This is a genomic window from Autumnicola patrickiae, assembly GCF_031846525.1.
Lineage (GTDB): Bacteria > Bacteroidota > Bacteroidia > Flavobacteriales > Flavobacteriaceae > Autumnicola > Autumnicola patrickiae.
The window spans coordinates 36,713-60,142 of record NZ_JAVRHM010000010.1; the positions used below are offsets into that span (position 1 = coordinate 36,713).

The 23,430-nt window shown below is 38.4% G+C and carries 23 protein-coding genes; 13 read left to right on the plus strand and 10 right to left on the minus strand.

Annotated features, from left to right (window positions below; all coding sequences use genetic code 11):
* Positions 1 to 44: 44 nt before the first annotated feature.
* Positions 45 to 1,991, plus strand: coding sequence for a hypothetical protein (locus RM549_RS09940; protein ID WP_311684276.1), 1,947 nt, complete (start codon positions 45 to 47; stop codon positions 1,989 to 1,991).
* 1 nt (position 1,992) lies between these two features.
* The gene (locus tag RM549_RS09945; protein ID WP_311684278.1) at positions 1,993 to 2,805 is read left to right on the plus strand and encodes a DUF2490 domain-containing protein; all 813 of its coding nucleotides are present in this window, start codon (positions 1,993 to 1,995) and stop codon (positions 2,803 to 2,805) included.
* Between the two features lie 124 nt (positions 2,806 to 2,929).
* Here the strand turns inward: RM549_RS09945 and RM549_RS09950 are convergent, their stop codons facing one another.
* Positions 2,930 to 4,216: a dipeptidase gene (locus RM549_RS09950; RefSeq protein WP_311684280.1), complete on the minus strand. Its 1,287-nt coding sequence runs from the start codon at positions 4,214 to 4,216 to the stop codon at positions 2,930 to 2,932.
* Between the two features lie 116 nt (positions 4,217 to 4,332).
* Between RM549_RS09950 and RM549_RS09955 the strand changes: the two genes are divergently transcribed.
* From RM549_RS09955 to RM549_RS09965, 3 genes are read left to right on the plus strand one after another with little or no spacing between them, the layout of a single operon-like run.
* Positions 4,333 to 5,790 (plus strand): RimK family ATP-grasp domain-containing protein, encoded by a 1,458-nt coding sequence (locus tag RM549_RS09955; RefSeq protein ID WP_311684282.1) that lies wholly within the window; start codon positions 4,333 to 4,335, stop codon positions 5,788 to 5,790.
* Positions 5,787 to 7,007, plus strand: a complete 1,221-nt coding sequence (locus RM549_RS09960; RefSeq protein WP_311684284.1) for a carboxylate-amine ligase — start codon at positions 5,787 to 5,789, stop codon at positions 7,005 to 7,007. The genes RM549_RS09955 and RM549_RS09960 overlap by 4 nt, the downstream gene beginning before the upstream one ends.
* The gene (locus RM549_RS09965) at positions 7,004 to 7,699 is read left to right on the plus strand and encodes an N-formylglutamate amidohydrolase (RefSeq protein WP_311684286.1); all 696 of its coding nucleotides are present in this window, start codon (positions 7,004 to 7,006) and stop codon (positions 7,697 to 7,699) included. Before RM549_RS09960 ends, RM549_RS09965 begins: the two co-directional genes overlap by 4 nt.
* 62 nt (positions 7,700 to 7,761) lie before the next feature.
* Here RM549_RS09965 and RM549_RS09970 read toward each other — a convergent pair whose 3' ends face one another.
* The 3 genes from RM549_RS09970 to RM549_RS09980 all read right to left on the minus strand — a co-directional run bounded on the left by RM549_RS09970 (position 7,762) and on the right by RM549_RS09980 (position 9,247).
* Positions 7,762 to 8,220 (minus strand): DUF2267 domain-containing protein, encoded by a 459-nt coding sequence (locus RM549_RS09970; protein ID WP_311684288.1) that lies wholly within the window; start codon positions 8,218 to 8,220, stop codon positions 7,762 to 7,764.
* 29 nt (positions 8,221 to 8,249) lie between these two features.
* Positions 8,250 to 8,663 carry an OsmC family protein gene (locus tag RM549_RS09975; RefSeq protein ID WP_311684295.1) on the minus strand — a complete coding sequence of 138 codons (414 nt, stop codon included), beginning with the start codon at positions 8,661 to 8,663 and terminating at the stop codon, positions 8,250 to 8,252.
* A gap of 152 nt (positions 8,664 to 8,815) precedes the next feature.
* Positions 8,816 to 9,247 (minus strand): FKBP-type peptidyl-prolyl cis-trans isomerase, encoded by a 432-nt coding sequence (locus RM549_RS09980; protein ID WP_311684298.1) that lies wholly within the window; start codon positions 9,245 to 9,247, stop codon positions 8,816 to 8,818.
* A 312-nt stretch (positions 9,248 to 9,559) separates the two neighbouring features.
* On the opposite strand from RM549_RS09980, the gene RM549_RS09985 reads away from it, so the two are divergent.
* Together RM549_RS09985 and RM549_RS09990 are read left to right on the plus strand one after the other, a co-directional pair.
* Complete coding sequence (locus RM549_RS09985) at positions 9,560 to 10,012, plus strand: 3D domain-containing protein (RefSeq protein ID WP_311684301.1); 453 nt, start codon at positions 9,560 to 9,562, stop codon at positions 10,010 to 10,012.
* 65 nt (positions 10,013 to 10,077) lie between these two features.
* Complete coding sequence (locus RM549_RS09990) at positions 10,078 to 11,142, plus strand: transporter substrate-binding domain-containing protein (RefSeq protein ID WP_311684303.1); 1,065 nt, start codon at positions 10,078 to 10,080, stop codon at positions 11,140 to 11,142.
* Positions 11,143 to 11,151: 9 nt separating this feature from the next.
* Here RM549_RS09990 and RM549_RS09995 read toward each other — a convergent pair whose 3' ends face one another.
* Positions 11,152 to 11,283, minus strand: a complete 132-nt coding sequence (locus RM549_RS09995) for a hypothetical protein (protein ID WP_311684307.1) — start codon at positions 11,281 to 11,283, stop codon at positions 11,152 to 11,154.
* 132 nt (positions 11,284 to 11,415) lie between these two features.
* Between RM549_RS09995 and RM549_RS10000 the strand changes: the two genes are divergently transcribed.
* Positions 11,416 to 12,264 carry an SMP-30/gluconolactonase/LRE family protein gene (locus tag RM549_RS10000; protein WP_311684309.1) on the plus strand — a complete coding sequence of 283 codons (849 nt, stop codon included), beginning with the start codon at positions 11,416 to 11,418 and terminating at the stop codon, positions 12,262 to 12,264.
* A gap of 12 nt (positions 12,265 to 12,276) precedes the next feature.
* Positions 12,277 to 12,429, plus strand: a complete 153-nt coding sequence (locus tag RM549_RS10005; RefSeq protein ID WP_311684311.1) for a hypothetical protein — start codon at positions 12,277 to 12,279, stop codon at positions 12,427 to 12,429.
* Positions 12,430 to 12,433: 4 nt separating this feature from the next.
* Here the strand turns inward: RM549_RS10005 and RM549_RS10010 are convergent, their stop codons facing one another.
* On the minus strand, positions 12,434 to 13,078 hold the full coding sequence (locus RM549_RS10010; RefSeq protein WP_311684313.1) for a hypothetical protein: 645 nt from the start codon (positions 13,076 to 13,078) through the stop codon (positions 12,434 to 12,436).
* Between the two features lie 100 nt (positions 13,079 to 13,178).
* Between RM549_RS10010 and RM549_RS10015 the strand changes: the two genes are divergently transcribed.
* Positions 13,179 to 14,516 carry an aspartate kinase gene (locus RM549_RS10015; RefSeq protein ID WP_311684318.1) on the plus strand — a complete coding sequence of 446 codons (1,338 nt, stop codon included), beginning with the start codon at positions 13,179 to 13,181 and terminating at the stop codon, positions 14,514 to 14,516.
* 58 nt (positions 14,517 to 14,574) lie between these two features.
* Here the strand turns inward: RM549_RS10015 and RM549_RS10020 are convergent, their stop codons facing one another.
* Positions 14,575 to 15,816, minus strand: coding sequence for a glycosyltransferase (locus RM549_RS10020; protein ID WP_311684320.1), 1,242 nt, complete (start codon positions 15,814 to 15,816; stop codon positions 14,575 to 14,577).
* Between the two features lie 158 nt (positions 15,817 to 15,974).
* Here RM549_RS10020 and RM549_RS10025 point away from each other — a divergent pair, with 158 nt between their 5' ends.
* Genes RM549_RS10025 through RM549_RS10035 form a run of 3 tightly spaced genes read left to right on the plus strand, consistent with a single transcriptional unit; the run spans position 15,975 to position 19,738 of the window.
* Entirely contained in the window at positions 15,975 to 16,478 is a 504-nt protein-coding gene (locus tag RM549_RS10025) for a GreA/GreB family elongation factor (protein WP_311684321.1), read from the plus strand.
* A 6-nt stretch (positions 16,479 to 16,484) separates the two neighbouring features.
* The gene (gndA, locus tag RM549_RS10030; protein WP_311684323.1) at positions 16,485 to 18,392 is read left to right on the plus strand and encodes an NADP-dependent phosphogluconate dehydrogenase; all 1,908 of its coding nucleotides are present in this window, start codon (positions 16,485 to 16,487) and stop codon (positions 18,390 to 18,392) included.
* Positions 18,392 to 19,738 carry a GntP family permease gene (locus tag RM549_RS10035; protein WP_311684325.1) on the plus strand — a complete coding sequence of 449 codons (1,347 nt, stop codon included), beginning with the start codon at positions 18,392 to 18,394 and terminating at the stop codon, positions 19,736 to 19,738. Before gndA ends, RM549_RS10035 begins: the two co-directional genes overlap by 1 nt.
* 241 nt (positions 19,739 to 19,979) lie before the next feature.
* Here RM549_RS10035 and RM549_RS10040 read toward each other — a convergent pair whose 3' ends face one another.
* Genes RM549_RS10040 through RM549_RS10050 form a run of 3 tightly spaced genes read right to left on the minus strand, consistent with a single transcriptional unit; the run spans position 19,980 to position 23,424 of the window.
* Positions 19,980 to 20,336: a hypothetical protein gene (locus tag RM549_RS10040; protein ID WP_311684327.1), complete on the minus strand. Its 357-nt coding sequence runs from the start codon at positions 20,334 to 20,336 to the stop codon at positions 19,980 to 19,982.
* A complete protein-coding gene (locus RM549_RS10045; RefSeq protein ID WP_311684329.1) occupies positions 20,320 to 22,902 on the minus strand; it encodes a hypothetical protein in 2,583 nt (860 codons plus the stop codon). Before RM549_RS10045 ends, RM549_RS10040 begins: the two co-directional genes overlap by 17 nt.
* Before the next feature lie 15 nt (positions 22,903 to 22,917).
* Entirely contained in the window at positions 22,918 to 23,424 is a 507-nt protein-coding gene (locus RM549_RS10050; protein WP_311684332.1) for a DUF4402 domain-containing protein, read from the minus strand.
* Positions 23,425 to 23,430 lie beyond the last annotated feature (6 nt).

Consider the following 23,430-nt stretch of genomic DNA (forward strand, 5'->3'; position numbering starts at 1 on the left):
GTTTTTAAAAGGCCTCGTGACTCGGGGCTTTATTAATAATAAATATGAAGCAAACACTATTAAAATTTATTTTAACGGGAGTAATAATCTTCTTAAGCCATTCTAATTCCTTTGCGCAGCAAACCCAGACTTACGACAGTACTTACCAGATTTCTCCGGGAGTAACTGGAAACGCACGGTTTGAATACTATCTGGACAAAGAAGGGAACAGGGTTAAACACGGTAATTTTACCTTTACCAGACAGGAGAAACAGGATAGTTCCAGCGCAAAGGCATTTTCTACTTTAAGAAAAGGTGATTTTGTTCATAATGTTAAGCAGGGAGAGTGGATATATCAAACCAAAACTCACAATATTGAAATAGTAGATATTTCTGATGAAGGACCCGATTACTCAGTTCATACAGTAGACGAAAATCTAAATATAACTTATGAAGAAGGAATACCGGTAAATGAAATTCTACTGGAGGCTAATTTGTATAAAAATGAAACTTTCCAAAAGCGGCTGAAGTATTTCAAATCTAGTATAGTGCAGGGTAAACTTCATGGGGATTTTGAATTTTTTGCAGCAGATAAAGAGATGGATATTGTTGCTGTTGATGGCCAGGTAGAAAACGGGCTGATGCAGGGAGTATGGAATTTTAATTATTTTAAAGATAGTACTCAGGAGGAGAGGACCTATGATCAGGGAATTCTATTGGAATTAGTTAAAAAAAATGAGAACGCTGTAGTTGATGAAATTGAATTTCCTTTAAGCGAAGGACTTAAGGCGCTCCTGCAAAATGAAGAGAGTGAAGTAGAGTTAGCCGGGAAACCTTTAAGCCTGAATTTTAGCGATGGCTATCCCAGAACTTCTTTATATATAAAAGAACAGGAAAAAGGAAAGAATGTATTGACGATGATCCTTCAGGAAATATTTCAATATGATTCCAACTTAGACATTACACAACAACTTCCTTTAGGAGCTAACCGCGGATTTTATCCATTATCTTCAGATGAAAGAAATGATCTTTCAAAGTGGACAGAAACAGAGGCAGAATTCCGGAATAAACTGCAGCAGTTAAATAATTTGAGGATAGATAATATTCAACTGGTCCAGGATCGGGAGTTGCAGGTTTTTCTGAAATGGGCAAAAGAACAGGACAGATTAGAAGAATACATAAGACCTTGGAAAAATATTCTTTCCAGAGAACAAATTGAATATTACAACCGGGAAGGCTTGCTGGTGGATTATGCTTACAATCTACTTTCTACAGATACGGTGAGCATAGATGGTGAAAAGACGATTTTTAACTATTCGCCCGAGGAAAAAGGAAATAATTTCCTGCACTTTATTGTAGAAAATTTTGAAGACAGAAATGAAGTGGCAGATTCCCTTCTTCAGGCTTTCTCAAACAGGATTGAAAGTATTGAAATAGATAGGGAGATTTCAGCATTTAGTGATAGTATTTCAGCAGGAAAAACGGAAATTGATAGTTTGTACAGAATTCCTTCTGGATACGGGTTGCAGGACAAGGTTTTGGACGAAATTAAAATTTATTTTGATAAGCAGATTTATCCGCAGGAACTGGAGGAATTTAATGAATCAGAAGATATTGGAGCCCGAACAGCTACAGCAACAGATTTATTGGCAGAAATAGAACTTCTTAAAGAAATTTTTGGAACAGCTCAAAATATAGCTGAACGAAGGGAGGAAACAGATGAATTGTACACCGAATTGACTTTTGATCCTTTTACTTATAGTGACCAGGTGCCGGTAAGAAAGAAGAAACGCTTGTATAATTACGTAACCGAGGAGGTAATCGAAGGTCTTATTGAACGTGCAGGTAGTAATTATCAAGATCTAACGGCTGTTTTAAAGGATCTTCAGCTTGCCTACAGCATACAGGACAGGCTCATTTTTCTTGAAGATAAAAATACAAGGCGGCTGGAGCGGAGATTGCGAAGAAGCGGATCCCTGGAGGATAGTGTAGAATTACTTAACAGCCTGTAACATGAAGAAACTTATACTCCTCATTGTACTGGGTTTTTTCTGTTTAAGTGCACAGGCCCAGGAAATTACTGATGATTACGGAGAGTCAAAAGAATTTACAAGCACCACAGGCCTGTGGCTGGGGCTTTATACAAAGTACAGACTTAACGAAAAATTCTTTTACTACGGGGAATATCACCTTAGACGTACCAATAATTTTGTAGATGATATGGCACAGGTCTATCTGCGGTTTGGCCTTACATATCTTTTGAACACGAAAGTTGAACTTACAGCAGGAATTGTTACGCCGTTCTACTGGGCTCCGGAACAAGACCAGGCTGGTCAGGATAATGTTGTTCCCCAGTACAGGTTTTGGCAGCAAGTTGTATTGGTACAACCTTTTGACCGTCTTAAATTATACCATCAATTCAGATTTGAGCAGCGATGGAAAAGGGATTATGAAATAGATGCTCCTTTTAAACTAACCCACAGGTTCAGGTATAAACTTGGTGCATACTATCCTCTAAATAACCATAAACTGGTAAATAAAACCTTATTTGCGTCTTTTTATGAAGAAATTTTCATTCAGGCAGGTAAAACTATAACTTATAATTATCTGGAAGACAACAGGGCTTTTTTAGGACTGGGTTATATTATAAATCAAAACCTCCAGGTTCAGGCAGGTTATATGTGGACTTTCAGGTATAAAGGCGGTCCTAATAGTTTTGAACATCGTCACATTCCAAGGATAAGTCTTTATCATAATCTCGATTTTCATAGAAAAAGGATTGAGCGAAGAAAAGAACGGATCGATATCCTGATGGACGAGTTTTAAATTTTCTGTGGCAATCTAATAATTAATGCACATGAGAATTACAGATCTTGTAAGATGAAGAACAGAGGGTCGATAATTGCCATTTTCAGACCCTCGCTTTAATTTTTGAATTTAAACTGAATCTTTATTTATTCTGAAGTTCTTCTGCTACGGCCTGTACTTCATCTAAAACCCTTAGCAGGTTTTCTCCCCAGAGCTTTGAAATTTCTTCTTCAGAATAGCCTCTTTTAACGAGTTCAATGGTAATATTCAAAGATTCTGAAGCATCGTCCCAGCCTTCAACTCCGCCGCCTCCGTCAAAGTCAGAGCTTATTCCCACGTGATCGATACCTATAAGTTCCACCATATAATCTATATGATCCACAAAATCTGAAACATTTACCGGATGTATTTTATCAACCTGTTTAATGGAATCTTCGGTGACAGATTTTACAAGTTCCAATTGTTCATTATATTCAGTTCTTGTATTCTCTTCTAATTTGGCTACACTGTCTCGTTCAAGGATTTCAAAATTCATTTTTTTTGCTATTTCCCGGCCAATAATGTTTTTTTCTTCATTATAAATGCTGTCTTTTTCAGGATCTACATAACCGCTAAAAGCAACAGTCTGGACAACACCGCCATGCTCTTTAAAAAGTAACAGCAGTTCGTCATCCAGATTTCTGCTGTGATTTCCTAATTCTCGTGCGGAAGAATGGGAGGCGATAAAAGGCGCTTTAGAATGCTCAAACATTTGTTTAATTGCTTCTTTTGAAGGGTGGGAGACGTCAATCATCATTCCCAGCCGGTTCATTTCTGCAATCACTTCTTTTCCTAAATCGCTTAGTCCGTTATGCAACCATTCATCATTTTCTTCGCCGGTATTGGAGTCGCTTAATTGATTATGACCATTATGCGAAAGTGACATATATCGTGCACCTAAATTGTAGAACCTCTTTATTATGCTAATGTCCTCACCAATTGGATAGCCGTTTTCCACCCCAATCATTATCACTTTTTTACCTTCATTTACCAGTTTCCGAACTTCATCTGATGTGGTTGCCAAACCTATTGTATCTGGAGCCAGTTCATTTACCAGTTTATGGATGGCAATAAACTTCAGCATGGCATTAGTGTAAGCTTCTTTATATCTTTCCTCATTTAATTCTCCCTGTTGGGTATAGACCACCAGCCACGAAACATCCAGTCCGCCTTCTTCCATTTTCGGAAGATTTACCTGCGTATCCAGGTCCATTGTATAGTTCTTTTCGTTGTTGAAATTTTCGATATTAATATCGTTGTGGGTATCTATGGTAATGACTTTCTCATGAATCCTTTTTGCTCTTTCTATCATTTGTTCTTCATCTGAAATTTGTGAAAAACAAGATGGAATAACAAGGAGAAAAAGATATAATATCAAGCTGTATTTCATATTTTATTAAGGTTTACGCGTGGTGCTGAATTTAAGAAGAATATTTTAGTTAACTTATTTTTTGTGAACAACCAATTAAATTTTCGACTACATTTGATCAAATTTTAAAGCATTTAATGAATAAATATATTGTGGTTAACCACCCGGAAAACTGGGAGGTCCTTGCCGAAAATGTTGAGATTATTTCTGCCCAGGCATATCTTACCAATCCCGAATATTCGAGGTTAAAAAAGGTGCGGATTTTCAATCTTTGTAAAGATTATTCTTACCAGAGTAAAGGTTATTATGTGTCGCTTCTAGCTGAAGCAAGAGGCCACATGGCCATTCCTACGGTAAAGAATATTGTGGATCTACGGGAGCCAAAGCTGGTAAAAATTGTTTCTGAAGAATTTGAAGATGTTATTCAGCATAGTCTGAAGAATATAAAAGCTTCAGAATTTACCCTGAGTATTTATTTTGGTCAAAACGTAGCACAGAAGTATAAGGAGCTCAGTGCCATGTTTTACCGGCATTTTCAGATTCCTTTTTTAAGAGTGAATTTTGTGCGAACCAACAAATGGAATATCAAGAGCATCAAAGCAATTTCTGAAGCCGAAATTCCGGAAGACCATAAGGAGAGTATGTATCAATTTGCTTCTCAGTACTTTTCCAAAAAACGCTATGATACGCCGCGACAAAATATAGCCGAATATGATTTGGCAATTTTGGTAAAAAAAGATGATCCTGCACCGCCCAGTAACGCCAAAGCCATAAAACGCTTTACAGAACTGGCTGAAAAAATGGATTTTTATGTGGAAATAGTTACGCCCAGGGATCTCTCCAGGTTATCTGCTTTTGATGCTCTGTTTATCCGACAGAGTACCGAAGTTAATAACGAAGCTTACGCATTTGCCCGAAAAGCCCAACAGGAAGGCATCGCACTTGTAGATTATCCCGATGCGATACTGAAATGCTGCAACAAGGTTTTTATGGCAGAAGCCTTGGAAAATGCCGGAATTGCTACTCCAAAAACTGTGATCGTTCATAAAAACAATACGCACCAAGTGTTAGAAATCACCGGATTACCGGTAGTGCTAAAATCACCTGATTCTACTTTTTCCTTCGGTGTAAAAAAAGCAGGTACAGAAGAAGAATATAAAGAACTGGTGCAGCAAATGTTGAAAAAGTCTGATCTGGTGATCGCACAGGAATTTTCACCTTCAGATTACGACTGGAGAATCGGAATTCTTGACAATAAACCGCTCTTTGCGTGCAGGTATTATATGGCGAAAGGCCACTGGCAGATTTACAACTGGGATGCGGAGAAAAAGGACGATCAGGATGGGAATGCAGATTGTCTTCCTATAGAAAAGGTTCCGCCTAAGATTCTTGAAATGGCTTTAAAATCCGCTAAATTAATGGGGAAAGGCCTATACGGAATTGATATTAAGGAAGTCAATAAGAGGCCGATGGTGATTGAAATTAACGACAATCCTAATATCGATTTTGGCGTGGAAGACGCTTATTACGGCGATCAGGTTTATATCGAAATCCTGTCTGCACTAAAAAGCAGGCTTAAAAAAGGGGAAATATGAGTTACCACTTATTTGAAGTTTTTGGGATCGAGTTGGAATATATGCTGGTAGATTCAGGAACTTTTAAGGTGAATCCTATTGTAGACAAGCTCTTAACGAAGAAAAACGGTACTTTAACTTCAGATGTTTCCAATGGCGAAATCGAATGGAGCAACGAACTTGTGGCGCACGTGGTGGAGTTGAAAACCAACGGCCCAACTGCCGATCTTGATAATCTTTCGGAAAAATTTGCTGAAAATATCAAGGAAATAAATCTTTTGCTGAAGGAATTTAATTCTGAATTATTGCCCACCGCGGCGCATCCTTTAATGAATCCTGAAAAGGAAACACAACTGTGGCAACATAACTACAGCAAGATTTATGCGCTTTACAATCGCATTTTTGACTGTCGCGGCCATGGCTGGAGCAATGTGCAAAGTATGCACATCAATTTGCCATTTTTCAATGATGCTGAATTTGAAAAGTTGCATGCGGCAGTAAGATTGCTGCTTCCAATTATTCCTGCATTAAGTGCAAGTTCTCCAATTTTCGATGGTAAAAGCACCGGATTCCTGGACAGCAGAATGGAAGTTTATAAAACCAATCAGAAAGAGATTCCTGAAATGGCCGGAAAGATCGTTCCGGAGCAGGTTTTTAGCAGAGAATCCTATTTTCAGCAAATTTTTGAGCCTATAAACAGAGCAATTAAACCTCATGATATAGAGCATATTCTGGATCATCATTTCCTTAATTCCCGTGGAGCAATTGCCAGGTTCGACAGGAATGCGATAGAGATAAGGGTGATAGACATCCAGGAATGTCCAAAAGCAGATGTTGCTATTGCTATTCTTATTATCGAAAGCCTGAAGTTACTTGTAAGTGAACAATTAATTGCTTTAGAGGACCAGAAAAAGTGGCATGAAGACGATTTGCTGGAAATCTTTAACGTTGTGATTAAAAATGCCGAGAATTGCCAAATTACTAATGCCACTTATCTGGATGTTTTTGATCTTCAGGAAAATGCTACAGCGGGTGAAATCTGGAAGAAATTGTACCAAAGAGTAAAATCCAGAATATCGGCAAACCACAAAGAAAGCATTGAATTTCTTCTGGAAAACGGAAGCCTTTCCACGCGGATTTTAAAAGCTGTTGGAGAAGATTATTCTGAAGAGAATATTCAAAATGTATATCAAAAACTTTCGACCTGTCTTGCCCAAAACAGGCAATTTACTTCATGAAACTTGTTGTGACCTGCGAGCATGCCTTTAATGCAATTCCCAAGGAATATTTTTATCTGTTTAAAGGTGCTACTGAAGTTTTAGAAACGCATCGCGGTTATGATCCCGGGGCATTCGACCTTTATAATAAGGTGTCAAAATTGGCAAATTTCGGCATGTACCAAAAAAAAGGAAGGTTATTGGTGGAAGTGAACCGTTCTGAAAATCATCCGCAGTTATTTTCTGAATTTACTAAAGTTTTGTCCAAATCTGAAAAGGAAAAAATCCTCCGTAAATACTATTTTCCATACCGGAATGCGGTGGAAGCTAAAATCTCAGAATATACTGAAGTAGGGGAGGAAATTTGGCATTTTTCGGTGCATTCTTTTACTCCGGTTTTGAATGGAGTCCAACGTAATGCTGATATTGGCCTTTTATATGATCCCTCCCGGACTACAGAGAAGGATTTTTCAGTTTTATTTAAAAAGTTGCTGAATAAAGAGTTACCGGAGCTAAAAATCAGGTATAATTATCCATATTTAGGCAAAGCTGATGGTTTTACGACCTATTTGCGAAGAAAATTTCCGAAGAACTATTCAGGAATAGAACTGGAAGTGAATCAGAAATTTGTGCAGGATAACAAAATAGGAGAGGGGCTAAAAATGGCAATTATCGGCAGTCTTAAAGCCACATGGCTAAGTTTAGAGAAATAAAAAAGGCTACTTAAAACCGGAAATTCCGATTTTGAGCAGCCTTCTTAAAATTATAATGTCAGTTAAACTTTTTCTGTAAGATAAGTTTTTATCTCTTTCGGCATTTGCCCGATAATGTGATCTAACTGATTATGATCCATAAACTTTTGAAGGGAATTCAAGGTTATGGAGATAATTTCTTCCGTAGATTTCTCCCATGGGAAATTATCTTCCCCATAAAACTTCTGAAGCTTCTTAACTTCATCTTTCATTTCCTCCAAAGTTTCGTAATCCAGCGGTGGCTTTTCAGAAAACTTCCAGTTTTCAACATAAATACCTTTAAAAATTGTGTTTAAAGGATCTATAACCTGCAGGGATTCTCCAAAGTGGATTCGATCTCTCACGGTATGCATTACCGCCCGCCAAATTTTGAGAACTCTGCTCTTTTCCTGGGGATGTCCCAGTTCCTGAGCGAGGTAGTTAATATATTCGTGTGCGTCCTGTGAAAAGGTTTCAAAATTTAAATCTCTCGTCGCCATCATCTTCTGTTTTAAATTAGAAATTCAGTTTCTTATTTTTCGAGTGTTGCCGTAAGGGTGATTTCGGTATTAAGGAGTTTGGAAATCGGGCAATTCTCCTTGGCTTTATTAGCCAGTTCTTCAAATTTACTCTTTTCAATATCCGGAATAGCCGCATGTAGTGTAATATGCGATTTTTTGATGCTGCCGTCTTCAAAAGTAATGTCACTTTTAGCAGATAAGGTATCTGCCGTAAAGCCTTCTTCTCCAAGAAAAGCCGACAATTGCATGGCAAAACATCCGGAATGTGCTGCACCAATAAGCTCTTCAGGATTTGTACCTTTTCCATCTTCAAAACGGGTTTTAAATGAATACTGGGTTTGATCCAATACTCCGCTTTGTGTACTTATTTTTCCTTTTCCTTCTTTTATAGATCCGTTCCAAACGGCTGTTGCATGTCTTTTCATTATTGTTGTTTTTTAGTTTCTTATAAGATAAAAAGACATCCTCTCTATGCCAAATAATTACAATAACCTTAACCCTTTTTTTTATGTTATTATTACATAAAAAAAGCCCTGCAAAAACTGCAGGGCTCTATAGTATAAAAATTGTGTGGAAATTACTTGATCTCCACAACTTCCAGGTCAAAAACAAGGTCTTTACCTGCAAGTGGGTGATTACCGTCCACAACAATAGAATTTTCTTTTACATCCTTAACTACAAGGTTCATTTCTCTACCATCAGGAGCTTTGGAAACAAGTCCCATTCCAACTTCTGGTTTTATATCTTCAGGTAACTGACTTTTTTCAACTTCCTGAACCAATTCTTCCCTTGGCTCTCCATAAGCCTCTTCTTTTGGAATATTTACAGTCTTTTTTTCATTCAGTTTCATGTCGATAAGGCCTTTTTCAAAACCTGGGATCAACTGCCCCTGTCCAAGAGTGAATTCAATAGGTTCTCCTCTGTCTACAGAGCTATCAAATACCTGCCCGTCAGCTAGTTTTCCAGTGTAATGTACCTTTACCGTGTCATTCTGTTTTACTTGACTCATATCTTTGTTTTACAATTATGAAATTGGCTTCTGTTTAATCTTCAGCCATTTAATTTTGCAAAGGTACATTTATCTATAGGACTTCCAAACCGGTATACTGTTTATAGCTAAATAGTTGCAAAACTTAACTTTTTTATATAATTTGAAGAGGTTATTTAACAATTAATGCCCATTTTGTGCTTTTTCAACATTAAATAGACTAAGCTATTTTGAATATTAGCTGTTTAGGGGATTGATCTGCACTTTTGAAATATGAGGAAAAGAATATTAGAATTTGACTGTATAAAAGTCCGGAGCCTATAAAATGAAATTATGTATAACCTGAAAAACTTCAAATCTTTTTTCCTGAAATCTGTTTTTGGAATGATCGCCATCACATGGATAATAAGTTTTTCAGCTTGTGATTTTGGGAATAGTGAGTCCGATGTAAATTGGGATACACTTTCTGTTACTGCTTCAGCCTATAATTCTTTGAGTTACCAGGGCGAAGGGGACGCGAACATTACCGCGTGGGGTGATACTTTAAAACCCGGACAAAAAGTTATTGCGGTTTCCCGGGATTTAGTGAGAAGAGGTCTGGATTATGATACAAGAGTGAAAATTGAAGGTTTTGAAGGGGAGTTTCGGGTAAAAGACAAAATGAATGCCCGGTGGAAAAATAAAATTGACATTTATATGGGAAAAGATTCACAAAAGGCCCGCGACTTCGGAAGGAAAAAGGTAGAAATTTACTACGTAGTTGAAGAAGAAGAGCCTGCAGAATAGAACTTCTACAATTTCCTCTGTTCCTGATTTTTGTTACTTTACAGGAAAATAACAAGCTTTCTTTTATGAAATCACTTTTTTTCCTGTTTCTCACCTTACTTATTTTATCACCTAAAAATTATGCTCAGGATTCTACTTCAGTTTCTAACCAGAAGTTGATAATTGGCATTACAGAAGCACCTCCGTTTATTACAGAAAATAATGGCGACTATTCGGGGTTAAGTATCTCCTCCTGGAACCTTGTAAATGACAAACTAGAGTCTGAATATGAATTCCGAACTTATAATTCCTTAAACGATTTACTTATTGGAATTGAGAATAAGGAAGTGGATTTCAGCATTAATCCTATTACTGTTACAGATAACAGAATGGAAAGACTGGATTTTTCCCAGCCTTATTTTATTTCGAATACAGGTATAGCCAAACGAAAAGAATCTGAAATTTGGAATTACATTAAAAATATTGTTAGCTGGAACTTTATTTCTGCCATTCTCATCCTCCTGGGGGTTATATTTATATTTGGTTTCCTGGTGTGGATTTTTGAAAGAAAGGGAAATCCGGAAGAATTTGGTGCCGGGAAACGTGGCATCTTCCAGGGATTTTGGTGGAGTGCTGTTACAATGACCACGGTTGGTTATGGGGATAAATCCCCGAGAACAACAGGAGGTAGAATCATAGGTTTTATCTGGATGTTTATGGCAATAATTATGATTTCCAGCCTTACTGCAGGTATCGCTTCTTCTCTTACGGCAAGAACTATAAATGATCAGATTAATTCTGTTCAGGATCTGCAGAATTTTAATGTAACCACCGTATCCAATTCCAGTTCTGAAGAGTTTCTGAACTTGTATAATATTGAAGCAGATACCGTTTTTACAGAAATGCAGGGAATAGAGGCGCTTCTAAATAAAGAAACAGCCTTATTTGTTTATGATGTTCCTATGTTAAAACATGCAATTGAAGAAAATCAGTTACAGGATGAGCTGGAGGTTTTACAAAAAACACTTAAAAAAGATTATTACAGCTACACTTTCCCCAAAGATTCCCCACTTCTTAATGAGTTAAACCCTGTTTTGGTTGGAGTGCTGAAAACCATGGAATGGAATGTACTTGTAGAAGAGTATAAATAGTGCGAAAAATTAATTCAAGCCAAGCGCTCCCAGTATTAACCAAAGGATAATAAATACTACGATTATTCCTATACAGCCGCAGCCGCCTCCAAGTTTTTTTGCTCCCCATCCGGCAAGAACTGCTCTTATTATATTTTTCATAGTTTAATCTAGATATGGGATAAAATTAAACAAGAAATTGGAGCTCTAAAGATGTTTAGGAAAACTTTAGGTATGAAAGGTTTTATGGAGATAGCATCTTTTTTCTGTATATTAGATCTCCAAAAAAATAATATGATATTAAAGTCAATTTTTTCAACAGCAACAATTCTTCTTTTCGGAGTAATTTCTTCTGCACAGGAAGATAAAGCCAGTCTTATAAAGAAAGTTGAAGGTTTTAGCCATCCGGAATCTGTTGTAATTGATGAATTAAATAATTACATGTATGTTTCCAATATGGCCGATGATGCACCCGGGGACGGATTTATTTCCAGACTTGCAGAAGATGGATCGATTGAAACAAGAGAATGGATTACAGGCTTAAAAGATCCCAAAGGTTTATTAGTGAAAGGGGATAAGTTGTATGTTACCAATAATACTGAAATTATTGAAATGGATATTGCCAAAGGGGAAATCTCCAAAACTATTAAAGTAGAGAGTGCCAAATCCCTGAACGATATTACCATAGACGATAATGGGGATCTTTATATTTCCGACAGTGGAAAAAGTGCTATTTATAAAATGGACACAGATTCCGGGCAGGTAACCGAATGGTTAGATTCAAAAGATTTGGAATATGTAAATGGACTACTGTTTGGAAATCAAAAACTCTACGCATCTGCCTGGGGAAGCGATAATAAGCCTGGGAATTTTTTGATGATAAATCCTGATGATAAGTCAATTCATAAAATATCTTCTAAGGGCATTGGAAACCTTGACGGAGTACAAAAAATCGATAATGAAACTTTCTATATTTCCGACTGGGGAACAGGAAAAATTTACAGGATAAATACCGATGGCAAGAAAGAGGAAATTATCTCCTCAGACAAAAGCTCAGGAGATATTCTGTTTCTTGAAAAGAAAAATGAACTGGTGCTACCAATGAATTTTCAGAATGAAATCTGGTGGTACAAAATCAATTAAAACCAACCACACATGGAATCCAAAAACAAGTATAACCACAACACCGAAGATTATATAGTAGAAGACAATAAAAAAACGCGCTTTGGCGGAATTTTTATTGCTATTGTTTTAATTCTTTTAATAGCAGCAGTTGCAGCTACAGGGGTATTTCTTGGTTACTGGTAGTCTTCTATTCCTTGATCTCATTCATTAATAAAAATGCTTTGTTTACATATTCTTTTTCAAGGAATATGGCGAAATAGTTGGACGTAGATATCATTTCAAAAACAGGGATGCCTTCGTAAGCAAGAAGTTTAAAAATGTAGAAATACATTCCCACACTTTGGGAGCTGTTTTTAGGTAAAGCAATGGTAATGGAGGATAATTCCTCTTTTATGGTTACCCTTACCTCGTTCCTGAAACAATCTTCAACAAGGCTGGTTAATGATGAAGAAACAAGAATGTTACTTTCCTGATAGTTGCTGGAGTAATTTAAATAAACACCTGTTTTGTCTTTAACCGCTTCCAGGAGCCTGGCTTTGTTGGAAATTATTGTATTGGAATTAAGAAAAGTATATTCTGTTATTCCAGATCTCACTACGATATCCCCAAGGTCCCGAAGCGCCTTCATATTCACTTTGCTACGTTTGGGCGCGTACCTTCGCAGCGCCATAATAATGGAACCTTGCTTTACCGGTTTGCGCATTTCTTTTTCAACCTGAGGTTGTATATCTGCTGCGAGTCCGCTAAAATTTACAATGTCACGGGCCATTGCATCGTCAAGAAATGGCTGGTGTTTTATAATGTCGTGAACACAGGTAGTAATCGTCTTCATTGTTAAATATTACACATTTTGTACAAATGTATATAAAATCATGCATTTTTTTTCGCTGCAGGGCTTTAAAAACTAATTATGCAGCATTAAATTTTTGACCATGAGGGTAATGAAATTCGGAGGAACTTCTGTAGGTTCCGTAGAAAGTATAAATAATGTAAAAAATATCATCCAGTCTAAAGATGGTAAAAAATTGCTGGTTCTTTCGGCAATGTCTGGAGTAACTAACGAGCTGGTCTCTATTTCTGAAGCTATTAAAAGCGGAGACCAAAAAGAAATAGATGTAATTATTCAGCGGTTAAAAGAGCGTCATGAATCGGCCATTAATGAGCTCATCCAGGATCAAGAAATCCGGAGTTCTACAATTGCCTTTATAAATGAAACTCTTGCACAGCTGAAGCAGACTTCAGGAAATGCTTATTCAGAAAAAATATATTCTGAAACAGTTACCTATGGGGAAACCATGCTTACCTATATTTTCTCGAAGTACCTGGAAAGTCTTAATATCCAGAATCAATGGCTGGACGCAAAGGAATTTATGTACGTTAGCAACCTCGAAAATCCTGATACAAGGGCAGTAGGGGAGCGGTTTACCAGATTAATAAAAAGTAAACCAGAGAGTGACATCTATATCACTCAGGGTTTTGTACGGATAGATAAAAATAACGAGATTAGTACACTTAAAAGAGGAGGCAGTGATTATTCTGCAACGATCCTTGGAGCATCTATAAATGCTGAAGAGGTACAAATCTGGACAGATATCGACGGACTTCATAATAACGATCCGCGTTATGTTGAAAACACGCATCGGATTTCAGAATTAAGCTTCGAGGAAGCCGCGGAATTGGCTTATTTTGGAGCAAAAATCCTGCATCCACAGACGATTTCCCCGGTAATCGACAGGGATATTCCAATTTTCCTGAAAAATACTTTTACGCCAGACTCGCAGGGAACGAGAATTTCTCCTGAAGCAAAAGAGAAAGGATTAAAAGCAATTTCAGCAAAAGACGGTATTACCGCAATCAAAATTAAATCCAACAGGATGTTGATGGCGCACGGATTCCTACGGAAAATATTTGATGTTTTCGACAATTACGAAACGGCCATAGATATGATCACCACTTCAGAAATTGCGATTTCCCTGACTATTGATGACGATCGCAACCTGGATAAAATCCTTGAAGAACTGGATTCTTACGGAGAAATTACCGTGGAGAAAAACCACAGTATTATTTGTATTGTAGGAGAATCTGTAATAGAAGACAAACAAACCTACAGGCTTTTTGAGCTTTTAAACGATATTCCTGTACGTATGATTTCCTACGGGGGTAGCAATAATAATATTTCCCTTCTTGTAGATACGCAAAACAAGATTGCCACTTTAAGAAAACTAAACGAGAAACTTTTTATTCAAAATAAAAGCGCACAGGTAGTTTAACCTTTGCAGGCACTGGACGTTTCTAAAATGTTCATTTTCGTGTGAGGACCGTCGGCTCTTAGTCGGCGGTTTTCTTATTTTTTTCCTGGATGTACTTGGACATAAAAAAGGTGCTTTTGTGTAAATGATGCCTTAGCATAGCGCCAATAAAATTAGATTTGCGATGATAAATAAGCTGCTTCTTTATTTTTTGCAGCTTTTCGCGGAAAATTTGTTCAAAAATTTCTTTAGGAAAACGACTATTTATAATCGAAAATCCATCGCTTTGGGCCTTTTCCCAAACTTCCCTGTTTCTATATAGCTCAACTGCTTTTTCTGCAAAAGCTTCATTGTTATTTTCAATAAAACCACCCCAAATATTCCCATCGGAAATTCCTTCGGCACCAATCCTGGTGGTAACACTTGGAGTTCCACAGCGCATAGCATCTATAAATTTACCTTTTAGCCCTGCTCCAAACTGAAGGGGAGCAAGACAAACCCGCGCTTTTTTCATTACTTCGTGAGCGCTATCGGCACGTCCTTTTACCAAAAATCCGGTTTCAGGACTGTTCAAATCATGTACTTTTTTAGTGGGATAAGAACCGTAAATGTAGATTCTGGCTTCAGGAAGTTCTTTTCTTATTAGTGGCCAGATATGCTGTTTAAGCTGAAGAACGGCATTCCAGTTAGGCTTGTGCTTAAAAGTTCCAATGCTTATAAAATGACTGCGGTTATTGAATGAAGGAGATTGCTGAATTTCTTCTTCAGAGACAGGGTTAAGCATAAAAGGAAGGTACAGCAGAATATTTTTGCTAATCCTAAAATCAGACTGAAGGATTTTCAGCTCAACTTCAGAAATAATTAAACTCAGATCGCTACGGTAAATAGCTGCAATTTCCCGCTTGGTCAAATCTGAGTCCATATAAATACTCTTTGCCGATAATTGCCATTTTTGAGCCTCCATTCTGGCATTGCGCAAAAAATGTAAATCTTCGGTATCCAGGATTTTTATAGCATCGGGACAAATTTTCTCGACACGCCAGCCGAATTGTTCCTCAATCATAAAACGATCAAAAAGAACAATTTCCGGGTTCAGTTTGTATAAAAAACGGTCAAAATCTGGGTCATTTACGGCTATTTCTTCAGTTAAAATGTCTAATTCCTTTAAATCTGCCATAAAAGGCGTTTTATGAGCAGTGGAGGCAAAGGTAATCTCGTAATTTTCAGCTAAAAAGAACTCCAGAAGCTGCATCATTCGACTTCCCGCAGCAGAAGAGTCAGGCTCGGGCCATACATATCCAATGACCAGTAAATTTTTCATATTATCGGCTTTAAATTCACAACCTGAAATTCAGCATCACCTTTTTGAAGCGGCTAAAATAGCAAATCTGAATAGGATAAGTTATTTTCTGTAGAACTTTAGATTTCAGGATGTTTAAAATTTGAGTATATTGTTAATATTTAGAGAAAAATGAGGAAATGAGCAGAGGATTTGTAAAAGAAGAAGATCAGGAAGAAGCACCAATTATACCGCCCAGAGCGGCATTACCGGCAGGTGTTACCAATTATGTAACGCCTGTGGGAATGGAAGAATTGCTGGAGGAAAAAAAGCAACTTGAGCAGGAAAGAGCAGCTTTGGATCCCGAAAATGAAATGGAACGCAGGCGCGCACAGGCAGTGATAGACGGAAATGTAAATCTTTTAAACGAACGAATAAATTCTGCCCGCATTATTCAGCCTAAGGAACAGGCGCAGGACGAAGTGAGATTTGGTGCGGTAGTAGAGTTTATGGACCTGGAAAAAAAATTTACTCAAAAATTCCAAATCGTAGGTGTGGACGAAGCCGATATAAAAAAACAAAAAATAGCTTTTGTAGCCCCAATCGCAAGAGCTTTAACCGGAAAAAAAGCTGGCGAAACGGCCGAATTTAAAATGGGGACAGCATCCAGAAAGCTTAAAATATTAACTATTAACTATAACTAAGATCAAATGCAGGTATATATTGTAATGGGAGTATCGGGAGTTGGTAAAACAACTATAGGAGAACTTCTTTCAGAAAAAATAAATGTTCCATTTTATGATGCAGATGATTTTCATCCTCCGGAAAACCGGAAGAAAATGAAAGAAGGAATTCCGCTACAGGATAGTGACCGTGAGGAATGGCTGGAAACCCTGTCCAATAAAATTTCTGAATGGGAGAAAGAAGATGGAGCTGTATTGGCTTGTTCAGCTTTAAAAGAGAAATACAGGAAGCATTTACAATCAATACCTAAAGAAGAAATTACCTGGATTTTTCTTCACAGTGAATATGAAACAATTCTCGACAGAATGTCTTCCAGAGAAGACCACTACTTTAAACCAGAATTGCTTAAATCTCAGTTCGAAACCCTGGAAATACCAAATTATGGTTTTCATGTAAATGTAGATGCGTCTAAGGAAGAGGTTTTGGATGAAATAATTTGGAAGCTAAATAAAAAAGAAGATGCTCATATGGGTCTCGTAGGACTTGGGGTTATGGGTAAAAGTCTGGCCTTAAATTTTGCTTCAAAAGGAATTGATATTACTGTTTTTAACCGCCACGTAGAGGAGCTGGAGGTTGATATTGCGAAAAAATTTGCTGAAGAAAATAAACTGGTTTATGAATTCCCGTGGTTTGATAACCTGGAAAAATTTGTAAAGAGTCTTGAGCGTCCAAGAAATATAATTCTAATGGTGAATGCCGGTCCTGCTGTAGATATGGTTATTGAAAGTTTATTACCGTTTCTGGATAAAGATGATCTTATTATTGACGGAGGAAATTCCCATTACAAAGAGACCGTAAGGAGAGAAGGGTTGCTCAAGGAAAAAGGAATCTTTTTTATGGGTGCTGGAATTTCGGGTGGGGAAGAAGGTGCTTTAAAAGGGCCTTCGATTATGCCGGGAGGTCCTAAAGAAGCATATGACAGGGCAGGAAAAATTCTGGAAAGGATCGCAGCAAAAGATAGAAATGGTAATCCCTGTTGTACTCATGTGGGACCGGACGGAGCCGGACATTTTGTTAAAATGCTCCATAACGGAATTGAATATGGAGAGATGCAGTTGATAGCAGAAACTTACCATTTTCTAAGGTTTGGCACCAATGCCGCACCTCAGGAAATTGCTGACCTCTTTGAAGAGTGGAATAAAGATATGAAAAGCTTTTTGCTGGAAATCTCCGTAGAAATTCTTCGGAAAAAAGAAAATGATGGATTTATTATTGATCAGATCCTGGATGCTGCTAAACAGAAAGGCACCGGCGGCTGGTCCACAAATGCAGCCCTGGAACTAGGTGTGCCACTGGACACTATCACCGCAGCAGTACTCGCACGAAATATTTCGGGAAAGAAACAAGATCGGGTAAGTGCCATGAAAGCTTATAACAGGGAAAATAAACGTACTGCAGATCTTAAGGAAATATCTGATGATCTGTTTAAAGCCTATAAAGCCGGCAGCATAATTAATCACGCCATAGGTTTTGATTTGTTATTGGAAGCTTCAAAAAGTTATGACTGGAATCTCAATCTTTCTGAAATTGCCCGTATCTGGACCAATGGATGTATCATCAGGTCAAGCTTTATGGAAGATTTAATTGATATTCTGAAAGATAAACCTTCAGAAAACGTATTGATGCATTCTGAAATTATTTCACTAATCAAAAATTCTGAATCTGCACTTACAGGCATTGTTGGGCAGGCGCTAAAGGCAGGTTACCCGATGCCGGTTTTGTCTTCTGCAGCAAATTATCTGCTAAGTTTTACTTCGGGACAATCTTCAGCAAATATGATTCAGGCGCAAAGGGATTTTTTCGGAGCTCACACCTACGAACGCACAGACAAACCAAGAGGAGAGTTTTTTCACACCCAGTGGCTCGATAATTAATGGACGTACAATTACTCTCTGCAGTTTTCATCGGGATTGCTTTGTTGCTTTTCCTTATTCTAAAACTCAAGATTCAGGCATTCCTGGCGCTTTTAATCGTTTGTATAGCGGTAGGGATGATGGCAGGAATGCCAGCCGGGGATATCCTGGAAACGATGAAAGACGGGATGGGAAGTACCCTTGGCTTTGTTGCCACCGTCGTGGGTCTGGGTGCACTTTTTGGCGGAATTCTGGAACAGTCCGGCGGGGCACAGCGGCTGGCTTCTTATATGCTACAAAAAACCGGCGAAAAAAACGCTCCGTGGGCAATGATGATTACCGGATTTGCAGTGGCCATACCGGTATTCTTTGACGTTGCTTTTATTATCCTTGTGCCCATTACTTATGCGCTCAGTAAACGTACTGGAAAATCCTTGCTTTTATATGCCCTGCCACTTTTGGCAGGTTTGGCGATTACACACGCTTTTATTCCGCCTACGCCGGGACCTATTGCCGTAGCAGATATTTTGGGAGCAGATTTGGGCTGGGTAATTGTCTTCGGGTTTTTAGCCGGAATACCAGCCGCCATCATCAGCGGACCACTATTTTCACGATATATATCAAAAAAGATTTTTATTGAACCGCAGGTTTTTGAAGAAAAAGAAGATTATGATGAAAAAATGGCACCGTCTCCGGGGCTGATTATTTCAATTATATTTATTCCGATTCTTCTTATCGTCATCAACACGGTATTAGGAAGTCCGTTTTTCGCCGATGCTAATATTCCTGAAGGAGTTCTGTATGTCGTCGAGCTTTTAGGACATCCTTTTACTGCATTGATAATTGCCAATTTAATAGCCTGGTATTTCTTGGGAGTAAGACGTGGAATGCAGAAGGATTATTTACTGAAGGTAGCCACAAAATCCTTTCAGGCTGCAGGAATTATTATTTTGTTAACCGGTGCTGGTGGTGCTTTTAAGCAAATACTAATAGACACCGGGGCGGGGCAGATGATCGCTGAAGGTTTAAATGATACATTTTTTAATCCGCTATTATTCGGTTTTATTGTAGCTGCGCTGGTAAGGGTTTTACAGGGATCTTCGACGGTGGCAATGATCACCGCTGCAGGAATCACAGCGCCTGTTTTAACAGACGGAGTGTATTCTATGAGTCAGACGTCCCTGATTGTAATAGCAATTGCCGCAGGAGCGTCTGTTTTATCTCACGTAAATGACAGCGGATTCTGGCTGGTTGGGCAATACTTAGGCTTAACTGAAAAACAAACCTTCAAAACCTGGACGATGATGACTACAATTATTGCTTTTGTTGGACTGGGAATGTCGCTTTTGATGTGGTACCTTTTCTAAAAGGTTTAATGTTAAAGGTTAAATGATGAAAGCTGGAAAGTTAAAAAGAGAGTTTTTAGTGAAGAGTGAAAATTTTACACTTTTCACTTATTTAAGATAAAGGCTTTAAAATTGCAATTATCGTCCTGCAGAGAAGAAAAGGAGTGAAGAGTGAGAAGTTCAAGGGTGAAGGGTAAAGTTTTTTCCATTCTCTACTATAAGAGCATTGAAAAATGTCAATTTTTGATCTTTTTAAAGTTTTTTATTCCAAACCACGAACGACGAACAAAAAACTACGAACTTCTTCTAAAAGAGCTGTGCTGAAATTGGCAATTATCGCCTTAGTTTCACCACGAATCACGAATATCTTTAGATACTCCCGCAGATAGCGCAGATTTCCACAGAACTTCTTCAGGGATCTTTCCACTTTCCACTTTCCTCTATTCAAGATGAATGCTTCAAAAAACGAATTATCGGCATGAATGAACAGTAAAACCTCAATTTCTCCTGCAGAGCAGATTTCCGCAGAAAAGTCTTTCAGCCAAGCGATCTTAAGTTTTTTTCCTTGTTCTTGCTTCTTACCTCTTGTTTCAATCTTAAACTTATTTTTCCAAAACAAACTCTAAATTATCCACAATATCACCGTATTCATCAACCTCAATTTCAAAAGGAATTTCTGACGGAGTGGAAGTATATCCCAGCGTTTCAAGTTGTTCAGCATCAATTTCTGCGGTATAATTTCCGGGTTTTAGCCCCAGGTGAGTGAAGTAGCCGTGACCTTCGCTAAGAATGCGTGCAGCGCGGTTTCCGTTTTCATCAAGAATGTTGATAATAATTCTGCCTTGTCCGCTCAGGCCGCTTTCATCCTGTATATAAACCATTCCCGCCACTTCGCCCATTACTTCCACGGGAACATGAATTTCAGTAAACTGATTCGGGATGGTATGAACTTTAATCTTCGAATTCGGAATTCTCCAGGCAATATTATCCAGACTTTCGGGATCCAGTTCCAGCATAATATCGATGTATGGCTGTAGATCTGAAATTCTCAAGATGGTTTTGTCTTCATTATAGGTTTGTCTGCCCATATTTTTTAGCTCCAGGCCGGGAACAGCCGGTTCCATAGGATCTTTTATTCTGTTGGTATTATAATCTAGAAAAGGGATAATCGTGAGGGCTGCTTTAGACATTGCCGTCCTGTTACTTGCCATCACATATCCTGTATTATCGTCCAGCATCAGGCTACCACGTGCAGATTGCACGAAGGAAGAATTCCTGTTTCCAATACGCGAAGTAAGTGCCGTCTGGGCAAAATCAAAAGTATATCTTAGTCCGATTTCAAAAATATGTGCATCACGTATAAAGTTATTTTCGTAAGCCACGTTAAAGAAGCCGCCCTTAAAAATTGGCCGTTCCAACTCCAGTATAGCATTGTTTACCCGGTTTCTGCTGAAATCATATTGTAACTGAGGAGAAAGCAGGAATTGATTTGGCAGTCGGTAAGTTTGCGAAATGGAGCTGTAAATCGTCGGATTTTTTGTCCTGTCATTGTAAATTCCGTAGGTAGTAAGGTTGGTGCTCACGCCCATGATTGCTCCGGAAAGTAATAATTGAGCTGTAGTAAATTCTGTAGTAGGCATTAGAATCTGATTGATGCTAAACCTGCTAAACATAGAGAAATTTTTGCCGCGGATTGGCGCCGACAAACTTATTTTCCGTTCTTCCAGATAATTATAGATTATCGCCGTCTGGTCCTCGTGATATTTGATGTAGTTAAGATCTACCTGAACGTTTCCCGGCGTACGATAGCTAAGAAGACCTTCACCTTTCACGCCGTACATATATTGTCCGGAAAAGAGCAAATTCGAAGCCAGCCGTACAGAAGAACTTACAAAAGGCATCACTTCACCGCTCTCCACTTCAGATAAATATTCCACACCACCACCAATTGTAATACCATTGCTTAAGCCATAATTAAAATTTAGCCGGGAAAACCTTCTGTTGTCTTCATCTTCAACAACACCGGCGCTAAGGGTGTATTCCAGCTCATTCTTCGGAACAAAATTATACGGAATATTGATCATCCTTTCTTCCACGCGCTCTTCTCCCCATGGCCCGTAAAACCGGAGACTTACTGCCGTGTTCCCATACATCAGCGGGACCTCAAACGTATAAAATCCGGAAGCGTCAGCTTCAGCAAAATCAATAAGAATATTATTTACATAGAGCTCCACAGTCCAGCGAGGTTCAGTATAATCACTAAGGATATAGCTTCCAAAAGACCTGCGGTTTTGCATTGGCGTGTTACTCACCTGCACCCCCGCAACCGGCGCAAAAAGTGAAGAAGTAGCCCTGGTAAAAATACGTCCTGCGGTTACTTGTTTAAAAATCGTATTATCGTTGTTTACATAGCGCCACTGGTAGAACTGATTGCGGCTGTCAAAGGGAACACGGGTGGAATAATTGAGCATCAGGTTGGTTTCACCACCTAGAAACATGGTTCCTAATCCCAGTGTAAGCCGATTGTCATTTTCTATATCGCTTTGCTGCGTGGTAATGACTCCCCAATCCAGAGTACCCGGTTTAAAAAACGGATTCCTGCGGGCAATAGCGGTATCTGGCGTAACTATTCCTTTGACAAGATCCAGGTTTTCGCGCATCTTTTTAAGGCGCATTTCCTTTATCGCAGGGAGCTCAAGATCTGTTTCAAGTTTCACCGAAAGACTTCGGAAAGAAAAGTTGGTGTTTAGTCCGAAGATTTCTCCGAAGTAATCAGATTTCAGGTATAATCCGGTTGGGGTTTGAATAAAGTCTGACTCCGAAAGATTGTAAGTTTGGTTCTTATAGGAGATTTCGTTGGCTACAGGATTTATCTGGTACGTGGAATCGGGATGAATGATGAATCCGGAGATAACATTATCGTTTTCTTCATTTTTTATTTTCAGGAAATCGAAAAGCTCCTTTACGGGTAAAAATGCGTCCTGGTCTTTTATTGCAATAGGAAGTTCAATTACTCCCATTTTAGGAATATTTACTTCAACTGCCAGTTCATCATATTCGGGTAAATTTTCCTGTGCGTTAAGCTTTGAAAAATTCAGTATAGAGCATAGCGCCAGTAAAAAAAAGAAAATTATTTTTTTTCCGGCTAATCCAATAAAGAAGAAAGTAGGGGAATTTTCTTGCATAAAGCGGATTTGCTCTTACTGATGATTAAAGGTTAAAGTGAAAGTACCGCTGTAACGCCCCGAAAGATTTACGGCATTAGCAGGAATATTTAAAGTTCCACCTACAAAAACAGCATTGGTGGATGGGGGATTAGCACTGGTAATAAAGGGATTCCCTGTACTAAAACTATTTATGTCCAGATAAATTTCACCTCCATTGGAACCGGTAAGTGTGATATTAGTTGGCGCATTAATTTGGATAATGGTTCCGGGATTTGCCGTAACATCAAAGAGGGCTGCAGATGGCGATTCTCCCATATTTAATAAAACAACATCTCCAGTAGGAGTCCTTACACCACTGTGATCTACAGTAACGGTGCCTACGCCAGGTCCTGCGGTAAAACTTCCGAAGTTTAGAAACTGGGAAGTGTTTACTTCTACCGTTATCGGGATTGGCGGATTCTCCTGGGCACCGGCATTTGTGGCTGAAATGATTACCAGTGCAAAGACAAAAAATCTAAAATATAAGTCCGAAAATCGCATACTGAT

Bases quoted from the DNA above. Each gene is read 5' to 3' on its own strand.
- RM549_RS09940 (WP_311684276.1), top strand. From the start codon at position 45: ATGAAGCAAACACTATTAAAATTTATTTTAACGGGAGTAATAATCTTC.
- RM549_RS09945 (WP_311684278.1), top strand. From the start codon at position 1,993: ATGAAGAAACTTATACTCCTCATTGTACTGGGTTTTTTCTGTTTAAGT.
- RM549_RS09950 (WP_311684280.1), bottom strand. From the start codon at position 4,216: ATGAAATACAGCTTGATATTATATCTTTTTCTCCTTGTTATTCCATCT.
- RM549_RS09955 (WP_311684282.1), top strand. From the start codon at position 4,333: ATGAATAAATATATTGTGGTTAACCACCCGGAAAACTGGGAGGTCCTT.
- RM549_RS09960 (WP_311684284.1), top strand. From the start codon at position 5,787: ATGAGTTACCACTTATTTGAAGTTTTTGGGATCGAGTTGGAATATATG.
- RM549_RS09965 (WP_311684286.1), top strand. From the start codon at position 7,004: ATGAAACTTGTTGTGACCTGCGAGCATGCCTTTAATGCAATTCCCAAG.
- RM549_RS09970 (WP_311684288.1), bottom strand. From the start codon at position 8,220: ATGATGGCGACGAGAGATTTAAATTTTGAAACCTTTTCACAGGACGCA.
- RM549_RS09975 (WP_311684295.1), bottom strand. From the start codon at position 8,663: ATGAAAAGACATGCAACAGCCGTTTGGAACGGATCTATAAAAGAAGGA.
- RM549_RS09980 (WP_311684298.1), bottom strand. From the start codon at position 9,247: ATGAGTCAAGTAAAACAGAATGACACGGTAAAGGTACATTACACTGGA.
- RM549_RS09985 (WP_311684301.1), top strand. From the start codon at position 9,560: ATGTATAACCTGAAAAACTTCAAATCTTTTTTCCTGAAATCTGTTTTT.
- RM549_RS09990 (WP_311684303.1), top strand. From the start codon at position 10,078: ATGAAATCACTTTTTTTCCTGTTTCTCACCTTACTTATTTTATCACCT.
- RM549_RS09995 (WP_311684307.1), bottom strand. From the start codon at position 11,283: ATGAAAAATATAATAAGAGCAGTTCTTGCCGGATGGGGAGCAAAAAAA.
- RM549_RS10000 (WP_311684309.1), top strand. From the start codon at position 11,416: ATGATATTAAAGTCAATTTTTTCAACAGCAACAATTCTTCTTTTCGGA.
- RM549_RS10005 (WP_311684311.1), top strand. From the start codon at position 12,277: ATGGAATCCAAAAACAAGTATAACCACAACACCGAAGATTATATAGTA.
- RM549_RS10010 (WP_311684313.1), bottom strand. From the start codon at position 13,078: ATGAAGACGATTACTACCTGTGTTCACGACATTATAAAACACCAGCCA.
- RM549_RS10015 (WP_311684318.1), top strand. From the start codon at position 13,179: ATGAGGGTAATGAAATTCGGAGGAACTTCTGTAGGTTCCGTAGAAAGT.
- RM549_RS10020 (WP_311684320.1), bottom strand. From the start codon at position 15,816: ATGAAAAATTTACTGGTCATTGGATATGTATGGCCCGAGCCTGACTCT.
- RM549_RS10025 (WP_311684321.1), top strand. From the start codon at position 15,975: ATGAGCAGAGGATTTGTAAAAGAAGAAGATCAGGAAGAAGCACCAATT.
- gndA (WP_311684323.1), top strand. From the start codon at position 16,485: ATGCAGGTATATATTGTAATGGGAGTATCGGGAGTTGGTAAAACAACT.
- RM549_RS10035 (WP_311684325.1), top strand. From the start codon at position 18,392: ATGGACGTACAATTACTCTCTGCAGTTTTCATCGGGATTGCTTTGTTG.
- RM549_RS10045 (WP_311684329.1), bottom strand. From the start codon at position 22,902: ATGCAAGAAAATTCCCCTACTTTCTTCTTTATTGGATTAGCCGGAAAA.
- RM549_RS10050 (WP_311684332.1), bottom strand. From the start codon at position 23,424: ATGCGATTTTCGGACTTATATTTTAGATTTTTTGTCTTTGCACTGGTA.